Source organism: Tepidimonas sediminis, from assembly GCF_007556605.1.
Classification (GTDB): Bacteria; Pseudomonadota; Gammaproteobacteria; order Burkholderiales; family Burkholderiaceae_C; genus Tepidimonas; species Tepidimonas sediminis.
Map to the genome: position 1 here is coordinate 57,351 of NZ_VJND01000005.1, position 19,629 is coordinate 76,979.

13 protein-coding genes are annotated in these 19,629 nt (G+C 73.5%); 9 read left to right on the plus strand and 4 right to left on the minus strand.

Annotation, left to right across the window (positions count from 1 at the left end):
* The first annotated feature begins 27 nt into the window (after positions 1 to 27).
* Genes Tsedi_RS05530 through Tsedi_RS05540 form a run of 3 tightly spaced genes read left to right on the plus strand, consistent with a single transcriptional unit; the run spans position 28 to position 6,418 of the window.
* Positions 28 to 1,836: a putative bifunctional diguanylate cyclase/phosphodiesterase gene (locus Tsedi_RS05530; protein ID WP_143894455.1), complete on the plus strand. Its 1,809-nt coding sequence runs from the start codon at positions 28 to 30 to the stop codon at positions 1,834 to 1,836.
* Complete coding sequence (locus tag Tsedi_RS05535) at positions 1,833 to 5,354, plus strand: PAS domain-containing protein (protein WP_143894457.1); 3,522 nt, start codon at positions 1,833 to 1,835, stop codon at positions 5,352 to 5,354. Before Tsedi_RS05530 ends, Tsedi_RS05535 begins: the two co-directional genes overlap by 4 nt.
* Entirely contained in the window at positions 5,351 to 6,418 is a 1,068-nt protein-coding gene (locus tag Tsedi_RS05540; protein WP_143894458.1) for an HD-GYP domain-containing protein, read from the plus strand. Before Tsedi_RS05535 ends, Tsedi_RS05540 begins: the two co-directional genes overlap by 4 nt.
* Before the next feature lie 21 nt (positions 6,419 to 6,439).
* Here the strand turns inward: Tsedi_RS05540 and Tsedi_RS05545 are convergent, their stop codons facing one another.
* On the minus strand, positions 6,440 to 8,431 hold the full coding sequence (locus Tsedi_RS05545; protein ID WP_143894460.1) for a sensor domain-containing diguanylate cyclase: 1,992 nt from the start codon (positions 8,429 to 8,431) through the stop codon (positions 6,440 to 6,442).
* A gap of 64 nt (positions 8,432 to 8,495) precedes the next feature.
* On the minus strand, positions 8,496 to 8,699 hold the full coding sequence (locus Tsedi_RS05550) for a YgaP family membrane protein (RefSeq protein WP_143894462.1): 204 nt from the start codon (positions 8,697 to 8,699) through the stop codon (positions 8,496 to 8,498).
* A gap of 185 nt (positions 8,700 to 8,884) precedes the next feature.
* Between Tsedi_RS05550 and Tsedi_RS05555 the strand changes: the two genes are divergently transcribed.
* The 6 genes from Tsedi_RS05555 to Tsedi_RS05580 all read left to right on the plus strand — a co-directional run bounded on the left by Tsedi_RS05555 (position 8,885) and on the right by Tsedi_RS05580 (position 14,949).
* Positions 8,885 to 9,508, plus strand: coding sequence for a DUF3782 domain-containing protein (locus Tsedi_RS05555; RefSeq protein ID WP_143894480.1), 624 nt, complete (start codon positions 8,885 to 8,887; stop codon positions 9,506 to 9,508).
* A gap of 119 nt (positions 9,509 to 9,627) precedes the next feature.
* Entirely contained in the window at positions 9,628 to 11,625 is a 1,998-nt protein-coding gene (mnmG, locus tag Tsedi_RS05560; RefSeq protein WP_143894482.1) for a tRNA uridine-5-carboxymethylaminomethyl(34) synthesis enzyme MnmG, read from the plus strand.
* On the plus strand, positions 11,622 to 12,302 hold the full coding sequence (rsmG, locus tag Tsedi_RS05565) for a 16S rRNA (guanine(527)-N(7))-methyltransferase RsmG (protein WP_143894484.1): 681 nt from the start codon (positions 11,622 to 11,624) through the stop codon (positions 12,300 to 12,302). Before mnmG ends, rsmG begins: the two co-directional genes overlap by 4 nt.
* Positions 12,303 to 12,337: 35 nt before the next feature.
* Entirely contained in the window at positions 12,338 to 13,108 is a 771-nt protein-coding gene (locus tag Tsedi_RS05570) for a ParA family protein (protein WP_143894485.1), read from the plus strand.
* Positions 13,109 to 13,113: 5 nt separating this feature from the next.
* Positions 13,114 to 14,094 (plus strand): ParB/RepB/Spo0J family partition protein, encoded by a 981-nt coding sequence (locus tag Tsedi_RS05575; RefSeq protein WP_143894488.1) that lies wholly within the window; start codon positions 13,114 to 13,116, stop codon positions 14,092 to 14,094.
* 9 nt (positions 14,095 to 14,103) lie between these two features.
* The gene (locus Tsedi_RS05580) at positions 14,104 to 14,949 is read left to right on the plus strand and encodes a class I SAM-dependent methyltransferase (RefSeq protein WP_185970590.1); all 846 of its coding nucleotides are present in this window, start codon (positions 14,104 to 14,106) and stop codon (positions 14,947 to 14,949) included.
* On the opposite strand, the gene Tsedi_RS05585 is transcribed toward Tsedi_RS05580, so the two are convergent.
* Together Tsedi_RS05585 and Tsedi_RS05590 are read right to left on the minus strand one after the other, a co-directional pair.
* Positions 14,856 to 18,119, minus strand: coding sequence for an EAL domain-containing protein (locus Tsedi_RS05585; protein ID WP_143894490.1), 3,264 nt, complete (start codon positions 18,117 to 18,119; stop codon positions 14,856 to 14,858). The genes Tsedi_RS05580 and Tsedi_RS05585 overlap by 94 nt on opposite strands.
* Positions 18,120 to 18,138: 19 nt before the next feature.
* Complete coding sequence (locus Tsedi_RS05590; RefSeq protein WP_143894492.1) at positions 18,139 to 19,563, minus strand: FAD-binding oxidoreductase; 1,425 nt, start codon at positions 19,561 to 19,563, stop codon at positions 18,139 to 18,141.
* Positions 19,564 to 19,629: the final 66 nt, after the last annotated feature.

Below are 19,629 nucleotides of genomic sequence, written 5' to 3' on the forward strand. Positions count from 1 at the left end.
GCCCGGCGCCGCTGGGGAGGGCTGGCGATGGGCTCGCTGCACGGGGAGCGGGACGCCGCGGCGGTGGTGGTGCACGAGCGGCTGCGCGAGGCGCTGGCCAGCGCCGAGTTCGGCGAGGGCTGCGCCGAGCTGGGCGAGGCGATCGTGGCCGCCGCGCCCGATGCCGTGCTGCTGGTGGACGCGCAGGGCACGATCGTGCTGGCCAACGCGGCGGTGCAGGGGCTGACCGGCCACCCGCCGCAGGCGCTGGTGGGCTGCCCGCTGGACGAACTGCTGCCGTTCGGGCTGGCCGGGCGCCACCGCCAGTGGGTGCAGCAGTTTTTTCGCCATCCGCACAGCCGGCCGATGGGGCGGGTGCCGAACCTGCGGCTGCGCCACCGCGACGGCCACGAGGTGCCGGTGGACATCGCGCTCGGGGTGTGCGAGGTGGCCGGCGCGCGCTGCGCGGTGGTCTTCATGCGCGACGTCACCGAGGCGCGCCGCATGGCCGAGGCGCTGCGCCACCAGGCCACGCACGATGCGCTGACCGGCCTGGTCAACCGCGCCCAGCTGCACGAGCTGCTGCGGTTGTCGGTGCTGCAGACGCAGCGCGGCGGCCGCCGCGGCGCGGTGCTGCTGGTGGACCTGGACGACTTCAAGGGCATCAACGACGGTTACGGACACGTGGCCGGCGACCGCGTGCTCATCGAGGTGGCGCGCCGGCTGCGCGCCAGCGTGCGCGGCGCCGACGTGGTGGCGCGCCTGGGCGGCGACGAGTTCGTCGTGCTGCTGTCGGAGGTGACCGACGGCGCGGCGGCCGAGCGCGTGGCGGCCAAGCTGCTGCAGGCGCTGGCGCAGCCGTTCGCGCTCGACCATGCCGAGGTGGGCCTGGGCGCCTCGGTCGGCGTGGCGCTGTTTCCGGACGACGCCGCCGATGCCGAGGCGCTGCTGCGCTGCGCCGACCTGGCGATGTACGCCGCCAAGGAGGCCGGCCGCCGCGGCGTGGCGCGCTACGCGCCGGCGATGGCCGCCGCGCTGGACGAGCGCGTGCGCGTGCACGAGCGGCTGCAGCACGCGCTGCGCCACGGCGGCCTGCAGCTGCACTACCAGCCGCAGCTGGACCTGTCCGACGGCCGCGTGCGCACGGTGGAGGCGCTGCTGCGCTGGCACGACCCCGTGCTGGGGGCCGTGCCGCCGGCGCGCTGCATCGCGGTGGCGGAGAGCAGCGGCCTGATCGTGCCGCTGGGCGACTGGGTGCTGGAGCAGGCGTGCCGGCAGGCGCGCGGCTGGCGCGCGCAGGGCGCGGAGGTGCGCGTCGCGGTCAACCTCTCGCCGCAGCAGTTCCGGCTGGGCGATCTGCCGCAGCGCGTGCAGGGCGCGCTGCAGCGCCATGGCCTGCCGGGCGCGGCGCTGGAGCTGGAGATCACCGAATCGCAGGCCATGGCCGATCCGGTGCAGGCGCGCGCCACGCTGCAGCAGCTCATGGCGCAGGGGGTGCAGCTGGCGCTGGACGATTTCGGCACCGGGCACTCGTCGCTGGCGCAGCTCAAGCGCCTGCCGCTGCACCGCATCAAGATCGACCGCGAGTTCGTGCGTGGCATTCCGCATGACGCCACCGACGGTGCGGTGGTGCGCGGCGTGGCGCGGCTGGCGCGGCTGCTGCGCCTGCAGACCGTGGCCGAGGGGGTCGAGACGCAGGCCCAGCGTTGGCACCTGCGGCGCCACGGGGTCGACGCCATCCAAGGCTGGCTGCTGGCCCCAGCGCTGCCGGCGCACGAGGTGGCGCGCTGGTTCGGTCCGGCACTGCCTTGGTATGAGGCCGGCCCGCAGGCGGTTCCGGCAACAATCGCCGCATGATCGCGCGGCAGTGGCGTCTGAACGACACCGTCGGCCTGCAGGCCGGCACGGTGCAGTGGTGCGTGCCCGACGGGGCGGCGGCGCGGCAGGCGCGCGAGGCGCTGCAGGCCGACGGCTGGACCGTGGCGGAAGTGACCGCACCGCAGCCGCTGCCGGCCGCGGCCGGGGTGCTGAACGCGCGCGTGGTGGCGTGGGACGCGCTGGCCGATGCGGGCGAACTGGCGCGCTGGTGCGCCGATCCGGGCGTGCCGTGCGTGGTGCTGGCGGCCCGGCACGACCTGCCGGCCTACGTGGCGGCGGTGCGCGCCGGCGCGGCGTGCTGCGTGGATTTCGAGCGTGCGGCCAGCGAGCTGCCCGATGCGCTGGCGACGTTGCTGCCGTGCCTGGGGCGCAGCGACTGGCGCGTGCTGGTGGTCGACGATGACGAGGCCAGCCGGATCCTCCATGCCGAGCTGCTGCGCCGGGCCGGCATGCAGGTGCGCACGCTGAGCGCGCCGGCGCGCCTGTTCGAGGCGCTGGAGGCGTTCGACCCCGACGTGCTGCTGCTGGATCTGCACATGCCGGACTTCGACGGCGTCGAGCTGGCCGCGGCGCTGCGTCAGCGGCCGGACGCGGCCCGGTTGCCGGTGCTGTTCCTGTCGGCGGAGCAGGACCCTGAGCGCCAGCGCGCGGCGCTGGCGGCCGGCGCGGACGACTTCCTGGTCAAGCTGGTGGATGGAGCCCAGCTCGTGGCCACCGTGCAGGCGCGCGCGCTGCGCTGCTGCCGCGAGCGCCAGCGCGCGCGGCGGCTGGAGGCGCTGCAGCGCCAGCGCCAGCACATCCTGCAGGCGCTGGATGCCCACGCCATCGTCAGCATCACCGACGCGGCCGGCCGCATCACCTACGTCAACGAGCGCTTCTGCGCCGTCAGCGGCTACGCGCGCGAGGAGCTGCTCGGCGCCAACCACCGCATCGTCAAGTCAGGCGCGCATCCGCCGGCGTTCTACGCCGACCTGTGGGCGACGATCCGCGCCGGGCGCATCTGGCAGGGCGAGATCTGCAACCGGCGCAAGGACGGCCGCCCGTACTGGGTCGTCAGCACCATCGCGCCGGTGCCGGGTGTCGACGGCACGCCGGTGCAGTACGTCTCGATCCGCACCGACGTGACGCCGCTGAAGGAGGCGCTGGGGGCGCTGGAGGTGCACAAGGAGCGGCTGCGGCGCGGGCAGATCTACGCCAACATCGGCACCTGGGACTGGAACATCCAGACCGGCGAGCTGTACTGGAGCGAGCGCATCGCGTCGCTGTTCGGCTACCCCGAGGGCGAGCTGGAGACGAGCTACGAGAATTTTCTCAAGGCCGTGCACCCGGACGACCGCCAGGCCGTCATCGACGCCGTCAACGCCTGCGTCGAGCGCGACGTGCCGTATGAGATCGAGCATCGCGTGGTGTGGCCCGACGGCACGGTGCGCTGGCTGCTGGAGCGCGGCGCGGTGCAGCGCGACGCGCAGGGCCGTCCGCTGCACATGCTGGGCGTGGTGCAGGACATCCACGCGCGCAAGATGGCCGAGCTGGCGCTGGCCGAGCGCACGCGCGAGCTGCTGCAGGCGCAGGAGCTGGCGCGCCTGGGCAACTGGTCGGCCGACCTGCGCACCGGCGAGCTGGTGTGGTCCGCCGAGATCTACCGCATCTTCGGCTACGAGCCGGGATCCATCACCCCCAGCATCGAGCTGTTCCGCGCCGCGGTGCACCCGGAGGACCGCGCGCTGGTGCTGGCGCGCGAGGACGAGGCGCGCACGACCGGGCGCTACGATGTGGTGCACCGCATCGTGCGGCCGGACGGCACGGTGCGCCACGTCCACGAGCTGGGGCAGCCGGAACTGGACGAGCAGGGACGGCTGGTGCGGCTGGTCGGCACGGTGCAGGACGTCACCGACCGCGTCGAGGCCGAGCGGCGCATCCACGAGACCGAGCAGCGCTTCGCCATCGCGGTGGAAGGCGCCGGCGACGGCGTGTGGGATTGGGACATCTCGAGCGGCCGCATGGAGATGTCGGGCCACTACGAGGCGATGCTCGGCTACGCGCGCGGCGAACTGGAGCCCACCATCGCGCAGTGGCGCGGCTCGGTGCACCCCGACGACCTGCCGCGCGTGGCACGGGTGCTGGAGGATTACCTGGCCGGCCGGCGCGAGCAGTATGCGGTCGAATTGCGCCTGCGCTGCAAGGACGGCGGCTACAAGTGGATCCTGTGCCGCGGCAGCGTGGTCGAGCGCGACGCCGCCGGCCAGCCGCGGCGCATGATCGGCATCCACGTCGACATCAGCGCCCGCAAGGCGGTGGAGGAGGAGCTGGTGCGCGCGCGCGAGGAGGCCGAGCGCGCCAACCAGGCCAAGTCGGAGTTCCTCTCCAGCATGAGCCACGAGCTGCGCACGCCGATGAACGCGATCCTCGGCTTCGCGCAGCTGCTGCGGGCCGACCCGGCGCTGCCGCCGGAAGCGCGCGCCGACGTCGACGAGATCCTCAAGGCCGGCCAGCACCTGCTGGAGCTGATCAACGAGGTGCTGGACCTGTCGCGCATCGAGGCCGGGCGGGTGGACCTGTCGCTGGAGCCGGTGGAGCTGCGCGCGCTCACCGCCGAGGCGGTGACGCTGGTGCTGCCGCTGGCGCAGGCACGCAGTATTACGCTGGAGGCGGTGCCGGCGGTCGAGGAGGTGGTGGTGCGTGCCGACCGCACGCGCCTGAAGCAGGTCATCCTGAACCTGCTGTCCAACGCGATCAAGTACAACCGCCCGCAGGGGCGCGTGCAGTTGATGCTGGAGCCGGGCCGGGAGCGCGTGCGGCTGCTGGTCAGCGACACCGGCCCCGGCATCGCGCCCGAGCGGCTCGGCGAGCTGTTCCAGCCGTTCAACCGGCTGGGGGCGGAGACCACCGAGATCGAGGGCACCGGTATCGGCCTGGTGATCTCGCGCCGGCTGGTGGAGATGATGGGTGGCGCCATCGGCGTCGAAAGCGTCGTCGGCGAAGGCAGCACGTTCTGGATCGAGCTGCCGCGCGCCGACGCGGCGGCGGCCGCGGCCTCGTGGGCCGAACGCGGGATGCCGGCGGCGCCGGCGGCGCCGGCCGATGCGGCCGCACCGCGCCACACCGTGCTCTACATCGAGGACAATCCCGCCAACCTGCGCCTGATGGCGCAGGTTCTGGCGCGCCGCCCGGGCATCGCGCTGTTGACCGCGCACACGGCCTCGCTCGGCCTGGAGCTGGCGCGTACGCACCGCCCCGACCTGATCCTGCTGGACATCTCGATGCCGGGGCTCAACGGCTACCAGGTGCTGGCCATCCTGCGCGAGGATGCGGCCACGCGCGCCATCCCGGTGGTGGCGCTGACCGCCAACGCCCTGCCCGGCGACGTGCAGCGCGGCCGCGCCGCCGGCTTCGACGACTATCTGACCAAACCGTTCGACGTGCCGCGGCTGTTGCAGCGCATCGACGAGCTGCTGCAGCAGCGGCGCCCGCCGCAGGGCGGAGGATCGACCGCATGAGCCTGATGATGCAACACGCCCGCCTGATGCTGGTGGATGACGAGCCGGCCAACCTGCGCCTGCTGCAGCGCATGCTGGCCAGCCACGGCTACACCAACGTCGAGGCGATCCAGGACCCGCGCGAGGTGCTGCCGCGCTACCGCGCGCAGCGCCCGGATCTGATCCTGCTCGACCTCAACATGCCGCACCTGAGCGGCTTCGAGGTGATGGCGCAGCTGCGCGCGCTGGCCGACCCGCTGCTGCCGCCGATCGTCGTGCTGACCGCGCAGCCCGGGCGGGACTTCCTGCTGCGGGCGCTCGACGCCGGTGCGCGCGACTACCTGACCAAGCCGTTCGACCTCAACGAGCTGGCGATGCGCGTGCGCAACCTGCTGCAGGCGCACCTGGCGCACCGGCTGCTGCATGACCAGGCGGCGACGCTGGAGGCGCTGGTGCGGGAGCGCACCGAGGAGGTGCGGCGCACGCGGCTGCAGGTGGTGCAACGGCTCGGCCGTGCAGCCGAATACCGCGACGAGGAGACCGGCCACCACATCCTGCGCATGAGCCACATGGCCGCGCACCTGGCGCGCACGGTCGGCTGGGACGACGCGGCCGTGGAGCTGATGCTGCACGCCGCGCCGATGCACGACATCGGCAAGATCGGCATCCCCGACGCGGTGCTGCTCAAGCCGGGGCGCTTCGAGCCGCACGAGTGGGAGATCATGAAGACCCACGCCACCATCGGCGCGCAACTGCTCGACGGCGACGATTCGGACCTGCTGCGCATGGCGCGCGACATCGCCTGGACGCACCATGAGAAGTGGGACGGCAGCGGTTACCCGCGCGGCCTGGCCGGCGAGGACATTCCGGAGGCCGGGCGCATCGTCGCGCTGGCGGACGTGTTCGATGCGCTGACCTCGGCGCGGCCGTACAAGCGCGCCTGGCCGGTGGAGGAGGCGGTGGCGCTGCTGCGCGAGCAGCGCGGGCGGCACTTCGAGCCGCGCCTGGTGGATGCCTTTCTCGATGAGCTGCCGGCGATGCTGGCGATCCGCGCGCGCTGGGCCGAGCCGGCGCCGGCGGCCTGAACGGTCCAGCCGCTGCGGGCCTCACGACGGGGGAGGGGTGTCGGGCGCGCCGTGCACGTGCACGCGGTTGCGTCCGGTCTGCTTGGCCTGGTACATCGCCTGGTCGGCTTGGCGCAGCAGCTGGTCCGGATCGTGCGCGCCGCTGGTGGGCAGGAACGCCACGCCGATGCTGGCCGTGACCTGCAGGCGCTGGCCGCCGTACTCCACCGGCTCAGCCAGCGCCGCCAGGAGACGTCGCAGCAGCGGTTCGGCCTGCCGTGGATCCTGCAGGTCGGCGATCAGCACGACGAATTCGTCACCGCCCAGGCGCGCCACCGTGTCGACACTGCGCACCAGGCTGCGCATGCGCTCGGCCATCACGCGCAGCAGCTGGTCGCCGACGGCATGGCCATGCGTGTCATTGATGGCCTTGAAGCCGTCCAGATCGAGGTAAGCCAGCGCCAGCGTGCCGCCGTGGCGCTGGGCGCGTGCGATGGCCTGCTGCAGGCGGTCGCGCAGCAGCAGGCGGTTGCCCAGCCCCGTCAGCGCGTCGTGAAACGCTTCGTGCTCCAGCCGCTGTTCGCGCAGCTTCTGGTCCGTGATGTCGAAAAACAGCCCGACGTAGTGCCGCACTTCGCCGGTACCGTCGCGCACGGCGCTGATGGCCATCAGCTCCACCAGGTCCCGGCCATCCTTGCGCCGGTTCCAGATTTCGCCGATCCAGAACCCGTGGCGCTGCAGTTCGTCCCACATGGCGCGGTAGAAGGCCTCGTCGTGGCGGCCGGAGCGCAGCAGCGCCGGGGTCTGGCCGAGCACCTCCTCGCGCGTGTAGCCGGTCAGGCTGCAGAAGGCGTCGTTGACGCGCACGATGCGGGTGCGTTCGTCGGTGATCAGGATGCCTTCCTGCGCATGCGTGAACACGCTTGCGGCCAGCGCCAGCTCGTCCTCGGCCCGCTTGCGCTCGGTGATGTCGAAGGACACGCCGGCCATGCGCCGCACTCGGCCGACCTCGTCGCGCTCGACCACCTTGCCGCGCTCCAGGATCCACACCCAATGACCGTCGCGGTGGCGCAGCCGCAGCTCGGCTTCGTACAGCGGCGCATCCCCCTCCTGGTGACGTTGCAGCGCTGCCTCGTGGCGTTGCAGGTCGGCCGGATGCAGCAGATCGCGCCAGGTCGCGCGGGTCAGCGGCTCCAGCTGTGCACGGCGGTAGCCCAGCATGGCGGCCCAGCGCTCGTTGACCTGCAGCGCGTCGCTGGTCAGATCCCATTCCCACGTCGCCAGGTCGGTGCCCCAGATCAGGTTCTCGAGCCGCTGGCGCGCGGCCAGCTCCTCACGCAGCCTGGCTTCGCCGGCGCGCAGCGCCGCAGCCGTGTGCGCCTCCGCATCGCGTGCCGCCTCGGCCTCGCGCTGCAGCTGCCGGCTGCGCCACAGCCATGCCGCCAGGCCGGCGATCAGCAGCAGCTGCAGCACGCCGGCGGCAGCGCCCAGCAGCAGGCGCTGCCGGTGCAGCCGCTCGATGTCCTGCACGCTCCGGCGCACGGCCTCTTCGAGCTGGACCTGGTAGCGCCAGCGCTCGTGGTCGCTGACGCGCTGTGCCGACAGGTCGTGCACCATCGACAGCAACAGCCGCTGCCCCTGCACCTCGAACGGCACCGAGTAGACCTCGACCGGGCGCACCTCACCGCTGGCCAGGCGGTGCGGAAAGAGGAAGTAGTTGCGCTCCTCACGCGCGGCCAGCGCGCGCTCGGCGGCCACCTGCTCGGCGGTGAGCTGGTTGATGTCCTGGATGCGCATCGTGCGCAGGGTCGCCTGCGCGTACCCGTAGAAGGCCGCCGCGGCGGCGTTGGCATCCAGGATGCGTCCGCTGGCCGGCTCGATCAGCAGCATCGGCACCGTGTGCCGGGCGAATACCTCGCCAAACGAAAGTGCCGCGGCCTCGGCCGCCACGCCGGCCGCGGCCGCCCTTGGCGGAGACGCGGCCATCAGCAGGGCGGCCAGCACGAGCGCAAGGCGCGGCCGGCTCAGCGGCATGGTCGCGGTCGACAGCCCCCGGACAGGCCGGTGGTCCCCCGGTCGGCTGCCCTCATGGCGCCGGTCAGTCCTGCTTGCCGGCGTCGGTCTTGCAGGTGTTGATGCCGAAGATCGCGTAGGGCGGGCACCAGCCGATCAGGCCGGTGGCCAGCGGGACGATGCCGATCCAGCCCCAGACGCCGATGGTGCCGCTGACGGCGCCGAGGATCAGGGCGATGCCGATGACGATGCGCAGGATGCGGTCGATGCCGCCGACGTTGCGGGTCATGTGCGGGTCTCCGATGAAGGGTGACGGAAGCGCCAACGATACCCTGCACTGTACGACGTCCGATTGACGCAAGGCAAGCCCTCGCGGGGCGCGGGAGCCATCGGCTCGGAGCGGTCGAGCCGGTTTCACGTGAAACGCGCCGCGCCGGCGTCGTCGGCTCGACGGTGCTAGACTGCAACGACGTCGTGACCGCCACCCCGACCGTGCCGATGACCGCCGCCACCGAACTGTCCTGGGATGACCTCAAGGCGATGATCGCGGCCCTGGCCGAGCAGGGACGCCAGACCGCGCTGCGTCTGCAGGAGACCGACCATCTGATCCGCGAGCTGCGCGAGGAAGGGCGCGAGACCGACCGTCAGCTGCGCGAACTCAAGCGCCAGATCGGCGGGCTGGGCGACAAGTTCGGCTATTTTGCCGAGGGCATGGCGCTGCCGACGATGGAGCGGCTGCTGCGGCGGCGCTTTCACATGGAAATCGTCAATCCGCGCAGCCGCATCCGCAAGGATGGCCGCGAGCGCGAATACGACGTGCTGGCCTGGGCCAACGGCAAGGTCAACACGGTGGTGGTGGTGGAGGTCAAGAGCCGCGTCAAGCGCGAGGCGATCGGGCGGCTGATCGAGCGGCTGGAGACGCTGTTCGACTGCCTGCCGGAACTCAAGGGCAAGGCGCGCGTGGGGATCCTGGCCGGCATCGACTGGGACGCCGGGGTGGAGGAAGAGGCGCAGGCCGCGGGTCTCTACACCGCGCGCATCCGCGACGACATGTTCGAGCTCACGACGCCCAAGGGCTTCCGGCCGCGGCGCTGGTGAGCCACCGGTGGTCGACCCGGGTGCGGGGTCGGGCCGATCGTGGGACAATGCGTCCCCTGTCATGCAAGGGGCCGGGCCCGTCGGGGGCTGCGGCCCGTCGTCGCTGGAGCGCTCGGTCGATGCTGTATCCCGAAGAGTTCGACGTCATCGTCGTCGGTGGCGGCCACGCCGGCACCGAGGCGGCGCTGGCCGCGGCCCGCATGGGCTGCCGCACGTTGCTGCTGACGCACAACCTCGAGACGCTGGGTCAGATGAGCTGCAATCCGTCGATTGGCGGCATCGGCAAGGGTCATCTGGTCAAGGAGATCGACGCGCTGGGCGGTGCGATGGCGCTGGCCACCGACGAGGCCGGCATCCAGTTCCGCATCCTCAACGCCAGCAAGGGGCCGGCGGTGCGCGCCACGCGCGCGCAGGCCGACCGCAAGCTCTACAAGGCCGCGATCCGGCGCCGGCTGGAGAACCAGCCCAACCTGTGGCTGTTTCAGCAGGCGGTGGACGATCTGGTCGTCGAGGGCGACCGGGTGGCGGGCGTGGTGACGCAGATCGGCGTGCGCTTCCGTGCGCGCGCGGTGGTGCTGACCACCGGCACCTTCCTCGACGGCAAAATCCACGTCGGCCTGCAGCATTACAGCGGCGGGCGCGCCGGCGATCCGCCGGCGGTGGCGCTGTCGGCGCGGCTCAAGGAGCTGAGGCTGCCGCAGGGGCGGCTCAAGACCGGCACGCCCCCGCGCCTGGACGGCCGCACGATCGACTGGAGCCGCTGCACCGAGCAGCCGGGCGACGGCATGCCGGGCTCGGAAACCGAGGGTCGCCCGGTGCCGGTGTTCAGCTTCATGGGGCGCCCGGAGATGCACCCGCGCCAGCTGCCGTGCTGGATCACGCACACCAATCCGCGCACGCACGAGATCATCCGCTCCGGCTTCGATCGCAGCCCGATGTTCACCGGCAAGATCGAGGGCGTCGGGCCGCGCTACTGCCCCAGCGTCGAGGACAAGGTCAACCGCTTCGCCGACAAGGACAGTCACCAGGTGTTCCTGGAGCCGGAGGGGCTGGACACGCACGAGGTGTACCCCAACGGCATCTCCACCAGCCTGCCGTTCGACGTGCAGCTGGCGCTGGTGCGCTCGATCGCCGGGCTGGAGCAGGCCCACATCCTGCGCCCCGGCTACGCGATCGAGTACGACTATTTCGACCCGCGCGCGCTGCGCGCCACGTTCGAGACGAAGGCGATCCGCGGCCTGTTCTTCGCCGGCCAGATCAATGGCACCACCGGCTACGAGGAGGCGGCGGCGCAGGGCCTGCACGCCGGCCTCAACGCCGCGCTGCAGGTGCTGGGGCGCGAGCCCTGGGTGCCGACGCGCGACCAGGCCTATCTCGGCGTGCTGATCGACGACCTGATCACCAAGGGCGTCACCGAGCCGTACCGCATGTTCACCAGCCGCGCCGAGTACCGGCTGCAGCTGCGCGAGGACAACGCCGACCTGCGCCTGACCGAGATCGGGCGCCGCCTGGGCCTGGTGGACGACGCGCGCTGGGCGTCGTTCTGCCGCAAGCGCGATGCCATCGAGCGCGAGACGGCGCGCCTGAAGGCGACGTGGGCGCACCCGCGCAACGTCTCGGCGGCGGAAGCCGAGCGGGTGCTCGGCCAGGCGCTGACGCACGAGCACAGTCTGTTCGACCTGCTGCGGCGCCCCGGGGTCTCGTACGAAGGGCTGATGTCGCTGGAGGGCGGCCGCTTCGCGCCGCCCGCGGACGGTGTTTCACGTGAAACGCTGGGCGAGCTGTACGAGCCGGTGACGGAGCAGGTCGAGATCGGCGCCAAGTACGCTGGCTACATCGAGCGCCAGCGCGACGAGGTGCAGCGTGCCGCCGCCTACGAGCACCTGCGCCTGCCGGAAGACCTGGACTACATGCAGGTCAAGGCGCTCAGCATCGAGGTGCGGCAGAAGCTGCAGCAGCACCGCCCCGAGACGCTCGGCCAGGCGGCGCGCATCTCCGGCGTGACGCCGGCGGCGATCTCGCTGCTGCTGATCCACCTGAAGCGGGGGCGCTTCAAGGGCTTCGCCGAGGCGGCCGCGGCCGAAGCGGAAGGCGCGGCGGCGCCTCAGGCGGCATGAGCGTGCCGGCGACGGACCTGCCGGCGGCGCTGGCCGCCGGGCTGCGCGCGCTCGGGCTGACGCTGGACGAGGCGGCGCAGCGGCGCCTGCTGGACTATCTGGCGCTGCTGCAGCGCTGGAACGCGGCGATCAACCTGACTGCGCTGCGCGACCCGGCGCAGATGCTGACGCACCACCTGCTCGACAGTCTGGCGGTGCTGGCGCCGCTGCGGCGCGAGCTGGTGGCGCGCGGGCGCGACGGCGCAGCGCGCATCCTGGACGTCGGCTCCGGCGCCGGACTGCCGGGGGTGGTGCTGGCGATCGCCGAGCCGCGCTGGCAGGTCACCTGCGTCGACGCGGTGGCGAAGAAGGCCGCGTTCGTCACGCAGGTGGCGGCCACGCTGGCGCTGCCGAACCTGCGCGCCGTGCACGCGCGCGTGCAGGGCGTGGACGGGCCGTTCGACGTCGTCACCGCGCGGGCGTTCGCGGCGCTGGCGGACTTCGTCACCTGGTCGCGCCGCGCGCTGGCGCCCGGCGGCGTCTGGATGGCGATGAAAGGCCGCGTGCCGCACGACGAGATCGCCGCGCTGCCGCCCTGGGCGGAGGTGTTTCACGTGGAACCACTGACCGTGCCGGGGCTGGACGCCGAGCGCTGCCTGGTCTGGCTGCGTCGCCGGGACGGCGACAAAACCCCGTAAACTCGGCGCCCACATGTCAGCCGCAGGGTGAGCGCATGGCGCGCGTGTTTTGCATCGCCAACCAGAAAGGCGGGGTCGGCAAGACGACCACCGCGGTGAACCTGGCCGCCGGGCTGGCGCAGGTGGGGCAGCGCGTGCTGCTCGTGGACCTCGACCCGCAGGGCAACGCGACGATGGGCTCCGGGGTGGACAAGCGCACGCTGGCGCCCACCGTGTACGAGGTGCTGCTGGGCGCGGCCGGGGTGGCCGAGGCGGCGCGGCGGCCCGAGCGCATCGGTTACGCCGTGCTCGGCGCCAACCGCGAGCTGGCCGGCGCCGAGGTGGAGCTGGTCGGGCTGGAGCGGCGCGAGCACCGCCTGCGCACGGCGCTGCAGCCGGTGCAGGGCGAGTACGACTTCGTGCTGATCGACTGTCCGCCCAGCCTGAGCCTGCTCACGCTCAACGGCCTGTGCGCGGCGCACGGCGTCATCGTGCCGATGCAGTGCGAATACTTCGCGCTGGAGGGGCTGGCCGACCTCGTCAACAGCATCAAGCAGGTGCACGCCAACCTCAACCGCGACCTGCGCCTGATCGGTCTGCTGCGCGTGATGTTCGACGCCCGCATCACGCTGCAGCAGCAGGTCAGCGACCAGCTCAAGGCGCACTTCGGCGACAAGGTGTTCGACACCGTCATCCCGCGCAACGTGCGGCTGGCCGAGGCCCCGAGCTACGGCCTGCCGGGGGTGGTGTTCGACCCGTCGGCGCGCGGTTCGAAGGCGTTCGTGGAGTTCGCGCGCGAGATGGTGGCGCGCATCGAACGGATGTGATACCGATGACCCTGAACAAGAAGCCCAAGGGCCTGGGCCGTGGTCTGGACGCGCTGCTCGGGCCCAGCGTCGACGCCGCCGGGCCCGAGGCGCCGCGCGAGCTGCCGCTGTCGGACCTGGTGCCCGGCCAGTACCAGCCGCGCACCCGCATGGACGAAGGGGCGCTGTACGAGCTGGCCGAAAGCATCCGCGCGCAGGGCGTGATGCAGCCGGTGCTGGTGCGGCGCCTGCCGGAGGAGGTGGGCGAGGAGCGCCTGCGCGCCTGGCACGCCAGCGTGGCCGGCCAGCCGTTCGCGCCGGCGGCGCCGCGTGGCGCGCGTCCGGTGTACGAGATCATCGCTGGCGAGCGGCGCTTCCGCGCCGCCCGGCTGGCGGGTTTGGAGGTGGTGCCGGTGCTGGTGCGCGACGTCTCCGACGAAGCCGCCGCCGCCATGGCGCTGATCGAGAACATCCAGCGCGAGGACCTCAATCCGCTGGAGCAGGCGCAGGGCCTGCAGCGCCTGATCCGCGACTTCGGGCTGACGCATGAGCAGGCGGCGCAGGCCATCGGCCGTTCGCGCAGCGCCGCCACCAATCTGCTGCGCCTGCTGCAGCTGGCCGAGCCGGTGCAGACCATGCTGCTGGCCGGCGACCTCGACATGGGGCACGCGCGCGCGCTGCTGACCCTGGACAAGGCCACGCAGATCACCGCGGCGCAGACCATCGCCGCCAAGGGCCTGTCGGTGCGCGAGGCCGAGGCGCTGGCGCGCCGTCTGGGCGAGACGTTTGCGCTCAAGCCCCCGCGCCCCAAGCGCGAGAAGTCGCGCGACGTGCGCCGGCTGGAGGAGGAATTGTCGGACCTGCTGGCGGCGCAGGTGGAAGTGCGGGTAAAGAAGCGCGTCAAGCGTGGCGCCCGCGTCGACGAGCAGGGGGAGCTGGCGATTGCGTTTGCCTCGCTGGACGAGCTCGACGGGCTGCTGGAGCGCCTGCGCGCGCTGGCTGGCTGAGCGGGCGACGTGAAGCCGCCGCGCCCCGACCCCCGCGCGGGCCGCGCCGACCGCTGGCCGCTGCCGGCGCTGCTGCTGTGGCTGGCGGCGTGGGCCGGCTACGTGGCGCTGCGCGTCGGGCTGCGGCGGCCGGTGCCGGAGGCGTTCGGGATCGTCGCGCTGCTGGCCTGCCTGTGGGCCGTGCGGCGCGGCGGCACGCCGGCGCGGCGTGTCATCATGGCGCTGGGGTTTCCGCTGTCGTGGGTGCTGGCCGCGGGGTTGCTGCCGATGCCGCCGGCGTGGGCCTGGGCGCTGCTGGCGCTGGCGGCCTTGGCCCTCTACCCGTGGCGGGCGTGGCGCGACGCGCCGCTGTACCCGACCCCGCCCGGCGCGCTCGACGGCCTGCGCGAGGCGGTGTGGCTGCCGCCGCGCGCGCGCGTGCTGGATGCCGGCTGCGGTGCCGGCGACGGCCTGCGCGCGCTGGAGCGCGCCTATCCCGACGCCGAGCTGCACGGCGTGGAGCGCGCCTGGCCGCTGGTGCTGCTGGCGCGGTGGCGTGCGCCGGCCGGCGCGCACGTGCGCCGCGGCGACTTCTGGACCGAGGACTGGTCGCGCTACGACCTCGTGTACCTGTTCCAGCGTCCCGAGACGATGCCGCGCGCGGCGGCCAAGGCCGCCGCCGAGATGCGCCCCGGCACGTGGCTGGTCAGTCTGGAGTTCGCGCTGCCGCAGACCGAGCCGACCTTCGTCTGGCACTGTCCGGACGGCCGTCCGGTGTGGGCCTACCGCGTGGCGCCGCCCGGCGCGCCGGCGCCGTCGTCCCACGGCCAGGCGGCCAGCACCTCGTCGGCCGGCGCCGGGCGGCCCCAGCGGTAGCCCTGCTGCAGCACGTGCGGCCAGCGCGCAAAGAACGCCGCCTGCGCGTCGGTCTCCACCCCCTCGGCCACCACCCGCAGGCCGAGCCGTTCGGCCACCGCGATGATGGCCTCCACCAGCGCGGCGTCGCTCGGGTCGTCGGGCGCGTCGCGCACGAAGGCGCGGTCGATCTTCAGCTCATGGATCGGCAGCCGCTTCAGGTAGGCCAGCGACGAGTAGCCGGTGCCGAAGTCGTCCAGTGAAAAGCGCACGCCCAGCGCGGTCAGCGCCTGCATGCGCTGCACCACCGCCTCCACGCCCTGTACGACGACGCCCTCGGTGACCTCCAGCACCAGGTCGGTGCCGGCGGCGCCGTGATCCTGCAGCGCCGCGCGCACCGCGTCGACGAAGCCGGGATGGTGGAACTGGCGCGGGCTGACGTTGACCGCCAGCGTGACACGGCGGCCCTGCCGCGCCAGCCGGCCGAGCACGGCGCAGGCGGCGCGCAGCACCCACTCCCCCATGGGCTCGATCAGCTCGCAGCCCTCGGCCACCGGCACGAACTCCGCCGGCGGCACCAGCCCGCGCTGCGGGTGCTGCCAGCGCACCAGCGCCTCGGCGGCACGCCAGCGGCCCTGCGCGTCGGCCTGCGGCTGCAGGAACAGGCGCAGCTCGTCGTGCGCCAGCGCGCGGCGCAGCTCCTGCTCGATCGTGAAGCGCTGCGCGATCGAGGCCCCCAGCGCCGCGTCGAAGAAGTCGCAGCGGTGGCCGCCGGCCTCCTTGGCGCGGCGCAACGCGGTGTCGGCGCGGCGCAGCACCTCCAGTGCGGTGTCGTCCTCGCCGTGCGGCAGCAGGGCGATGCCGATGCTGAGGGTGACGTGCACTGGGCGGCCATCCAACTCGAAGCCGGTCTCCACCGCCTGCTGCAGCGCGTGCGCCAGCGACTGCGCGCGGTGCGAGGCGCCCAGCACCGCGGCGGTGCCGCAGCGCAGCAGCAGTGCGAACTCGTCGCCGCCCAGGCGCGCCGGCAGCGTGTCCTCGCCCAGCGCCTGCAGGCGCTGCGCCAGCTGGCGCAGCAGGGCGTCGCCGGCGGCGTGGCCGAGCGCCTCGTTGAGCGTCTTGAAGCGGTCGACGTTGAGCAGCAGCAGCGCGTGCAGCTGGCCGTGACGGCGCGCGTGCGCCAACGCATCGTCCAGCGCGCGCAGCAGCCGCGCACGGTTCGGCAGCCCGGTCAGCGGGTCGAACCACGCCAGCCGGTCGGCGCGCTGCTCGGCGTCGCGCTGCGCCGAGATGTCCAGCTGCACCGAGACGAAGTGCGTGATGCGGCCGCGCTCGTCGTGCACCGGCGCCAGCGTGACCGCCTGCAGGTAGGTGCTGCCGTCCGGGCGGCGGTTGACGATCTCGCCCGTCCAGGGCTGGCCGGCGCGCAACGCGCGCCAGACCTCGCGCCAGGTTTCCGGGGGCACCTGGCCGGCGCCGAGCATGCGCGGGTTGCGGCCGAGCACCTCCTCGGCACGGTAGCCGCTGATGCGCTCGAAGGCCGGGTTGACGTACTCGATGCGGCCGTCGGCATCGGTGATCAGCACCGCCGCGGGGCTCTGCTCGACGACGCGTGACAGCCGGCGAACGTGCGCCTCGGCCTCGCGCCGGGCGGTGACGTCGCGCGTGATGCCCTGCAGCTGCAGCGGCCGGCCGTGGCCGTCGACGATCACCGTGGAGACGGTCTCGGTCAGCACCAGGCGGCCGTCGGCGTGGAGCAGCGCCAGCTCGGTGGTCTCGATGCGGGCTTCGGCGCGCCCGGTGGCCAGCTCCGCCAGCCGCTGCGGCAGGCGGGTGCGCACGTGCTGCCGCGCCTGGTCCGTCAGCACGTCGTCCAGCGGGCGGCCCAGCAGCTCGTGCGGCTCGCGGCCGATCAGCCGCTGCACCGCCGGGCTGACGTACAGGAAGCGCTCCTGCACCAGGTCGTACAGCCAGACGACGTCGGCCGACTGCTCGGCCAGCAGGCGGTAGCGCGCCTCGCTGTCGGCCAGGCGGTCGCGCATCGCCTGCAGCTCGGCCGCGTGCGCCTCGCTGCGCAGCAGGCGCGCGCGCTGGTCGAACAGCCGCACGCCGACCACGGTGGCAAACAGCGCCAGCAACGCCGCGATCAACAGCGGCTGGCCGTCGTGCAGGGTCTGCTGGCGGATCCAGCTGGCGTCGAGCTGCACCACCAGCCGCAGCGGCGCGTCCGGCAGCGGTGCCACGGTCTCGGTCAGCACGGCGTCGGCCGCCGCCTGGCGCGGCGGGCCGCCGGGGCCCCACCAGACCGAAGCGGTGGCGGCCGACGGCAGCATCAGCGCCAGCCGCCACGGCAGGGCCGGGTTGCCGATCGCGGCGTCGCGCAGCAGTTCGCGCGGCTCGTCGGCCAGCAGCACCAGCACGCCCGGGCGCTCGACGCCACCTTCCAGCGGCGCCGCCCAGGCCCAGCGCAGCGTTCCATCGGCCTCGGCCCACACCTCGCGGACCAGCGCGCCGGCGGCGGCGCGCGGCGCCAGGGCCGCCAGCGCGGTGGTGGCGTCCTGCGGCGCGGCGCCAGCCCACACGCCCCGGCCGTCGGCGTCCAGCAGCGCGGCGGCGCGGTGGCGGCCGTCGCGCAGCAGCCGCGCCAGCCTGGCCTCCAGGGCCTGGCGGGCGGCGCCGGGGTTGGCGGCGTCGCCCAACGCCGCCCAGTCCTGCGCCAGCGAGCGCCAGCCGGCGATCTGCGCCGCGTCCGCGCGGCGCTCGGCGTCCCAGTGCGCCAGCAGCGTCGCGTAACCCCGCAGCGTCAGCTGCAGCTGCTGGCGAGCCTGCGCCAGGTTGCGTTGGTGGCGCTCCAGCAGCAGCACCACCGTCACCCCGACGATGGTGAGGGCCAGCACGCCCACCGCCCAGCGCGGCACCACGCGCGGCGTACCGGTGGCGTCGGCCGTGGCGGTGGCCGCCGGGGCGGACCAGCGGTACAGCAGCACGTACAGCAGCACCGAGGTGACGGCGACGAACGCCCAGCCCTTGACCATGCCCAGGCGTGCCAGCGTCGGGGCGTCGTCCACCCACCAGCCCAGCACCGTGTCCGACAGCAGGATCCACAGTGCCGCGAAGCTGGCGTACAGCGTCACGATGCCCAGCGCCAGGCGGGCGCGCGGCGGCGGGGGCGGAGCGCTGGAGGTCGGCACGGCGTGCGGGGGACGGGGATCAGCCCGCCACGATCTTGCCCGGATTGAGGATGTCGTGCGGGTCCAGCGCCCGCTTGATCGCGCGCATCAGCGCCAGCGCCTCCTCGCCGGCCTCGGCGCGCAGGAAGCCCATCTTGTGCAGGCCGACGCCGTGCTCGCCGGTGCAGGTGCCGCCGCCGGCGATCGCCCGCTGCACCAGCGCGGCGTTGAGCGCCTCGGCGCGCGCGCGCTCACCGGCGTCGTCCGGGTCGATCAGGTAGCCCATGTGGAAGTTGCCGTCGCCGACGTGGCCGACGAGGAAGTAGGGCAGTCCGGCGGCGTCGGCTTCGGCCACCGCGGCGGTGACGTGGTCGGCCAGCTGGCTGATCGGCACGCACACGTCGGTGGTGATGCAGCGGCAGCCCGGGCGGCTCTGCACCGCGGCGAAGTAGGCGTGGTGGCGCGCCGTCCACAGCCGCGTGCGCTCCTCCGGCGTGCTGGCCCACTCGAACGCCTGGCCGCCGTGCTCGGCGGCCAGCGCCTGCACGGTCTCGGCCTGCTCGCGCACGCCGCCGGGCGAGCCGTGGAACTCCATCAGCAGCATCGGCTCCTCGCGCAGCGCCAGGCCGCTGTGGCGGTTGACCGCGCGCACCGTGCGCGCATCCAGCAGCTCGCAGCGCGCGATCGGCACGCCCATCTGGATGATGGCCATGGTCGTGCGCACGGCGGCCTCCACGCTCGGAAACGAGCACACCGCCGCCGAGACCGCCTCCGGCAGCGGGTACAGCCGCAGCGTGATCTCGGTGAAGATGCCCAGCGTGCCTTCGCTGCCGACGAACAGGCGCGTCAGGTCGTAGCCGGCGCTGCTCTTGCGCGCGCGCGTGCCGGTGCGCACCACCGCCCCGCTGGCGGTGACGACCTCCAGCGCCAGCACGTTGTCGCGCATCGTGCCGTAGCGCACCGCGTTGGTGCCGCTGGCGCGCGTGGCGGTCATGCCGCCCAGCGTCGCATCCGCCCCCGGGTCGATCGGGAAGAACAGCCCCAGGTGCCGCAGCGCCTCGTTGAGCTGCTGGCGCGTCACGCCCGGCTGCACGGTGGCGGTCAGGTCCTCCGCGTGCACCGCCAGCACCCGGTTCATGCGGCTGAGGTCCAGACTGATGCCGCCCTGCACCGCCAGCAGGTGCCCCTCCAGCGACGAGCCGATCCCGTACGGGATGACGGGCACGCGCCACTGCGCCGCCAGGCGCACGGCGTCGGCCACGTCCTGCGTCGATTCGGCAAACACCACCGCCGCCGGTGGCGGCACGTGCGTGAAGGCGGACTCGTCGCGGCCGTGCTGCTCGCGCACGGCCTGGGCGGCGGAGAACTGCGCGCCGAAGCGCGCCTGCAGCGCGGCCAGCGCCTCGGGCGGCACGGGGCGCGGCTGCACGTCGGGCAGGAGGGGGGCGGTCAGGGGGGCGTTCATCGAGAGGCCTTCCGGTGGACTGTGCGGGCTTGGACGCCGGGGTGGGGCTTGCGGTATCGGGATGGG

Coding starts and splice junctions, on each gene's coding strand:
- Tsedi_RS05530 (WP_143894455.1), top strand. CDS start 28: ATGGGCTCGCTGCACGGGGAGCGGGACGCCGCGGCGGTGGTGGTGCAC.
- Tsedi_RS05535 (WP_143894457.1), top strand. CDS start 1,833: ATGATCGCGCGGCAGTGGCGTCTGAACGACACCGTCGGCCTGCAGGCC.
- Tsedi_RS05540 (WP_143894458.1), top strand. CDS start 5,351: ATGAGCCTGATGATGCAACACGCCCGCCTGATGCTGGTGGATGACGAG.
- Tsedi_RS05545 (WP_143894460.1), bottom strand. CDS start 8,431: ATGCCGCTGAGCCGGCCGCGCCTTGCGCTCGTGCTGGCCGCCCTGCTG.
- Tsedi_RS05550 (WP_143894462.1), bottom strand. CDS start 8,699: ATGACCCGCAACGTCGGCGGCATCGACCGCATCCTGCGCATCGTCATC.
- mnmG (WP_143894482.1), top strand. CDS start 9,628: ATGCTGTATCCCGAAGAGTTCGACGTCATCGTCGTCGGTGGCGGCCAC.
- rsmG (WP_143894484.1), top strand. CDS start 11,622: ATGAGCGTGCCGGCGACGGACCTGCCGGCGGCGCTGGCCGCCGGGCTG.
- Tsedi_RS05570 (WP_143894485.1), top strand. CDS start 12,338: ATGGCGCGCGTGTTTTGCATCGCCAACCAGAAAGGCGGGGTCGGCAAG.
- Tsedi_RS05575 (WP_143894488.1), top strand. CDS start 13,114: ATGACCCTGAACAAGAAGCCCAAGGGCCTGGGCCGTGGTCTGGACGCG.
- Tsedi_RS05590 (WP_143894492.1), bottom strand. CDS start 19,563: ATGAACGCCCCCCTGACCGCCCCCCTCCTGCCCGACGTGCAGCCGCGC.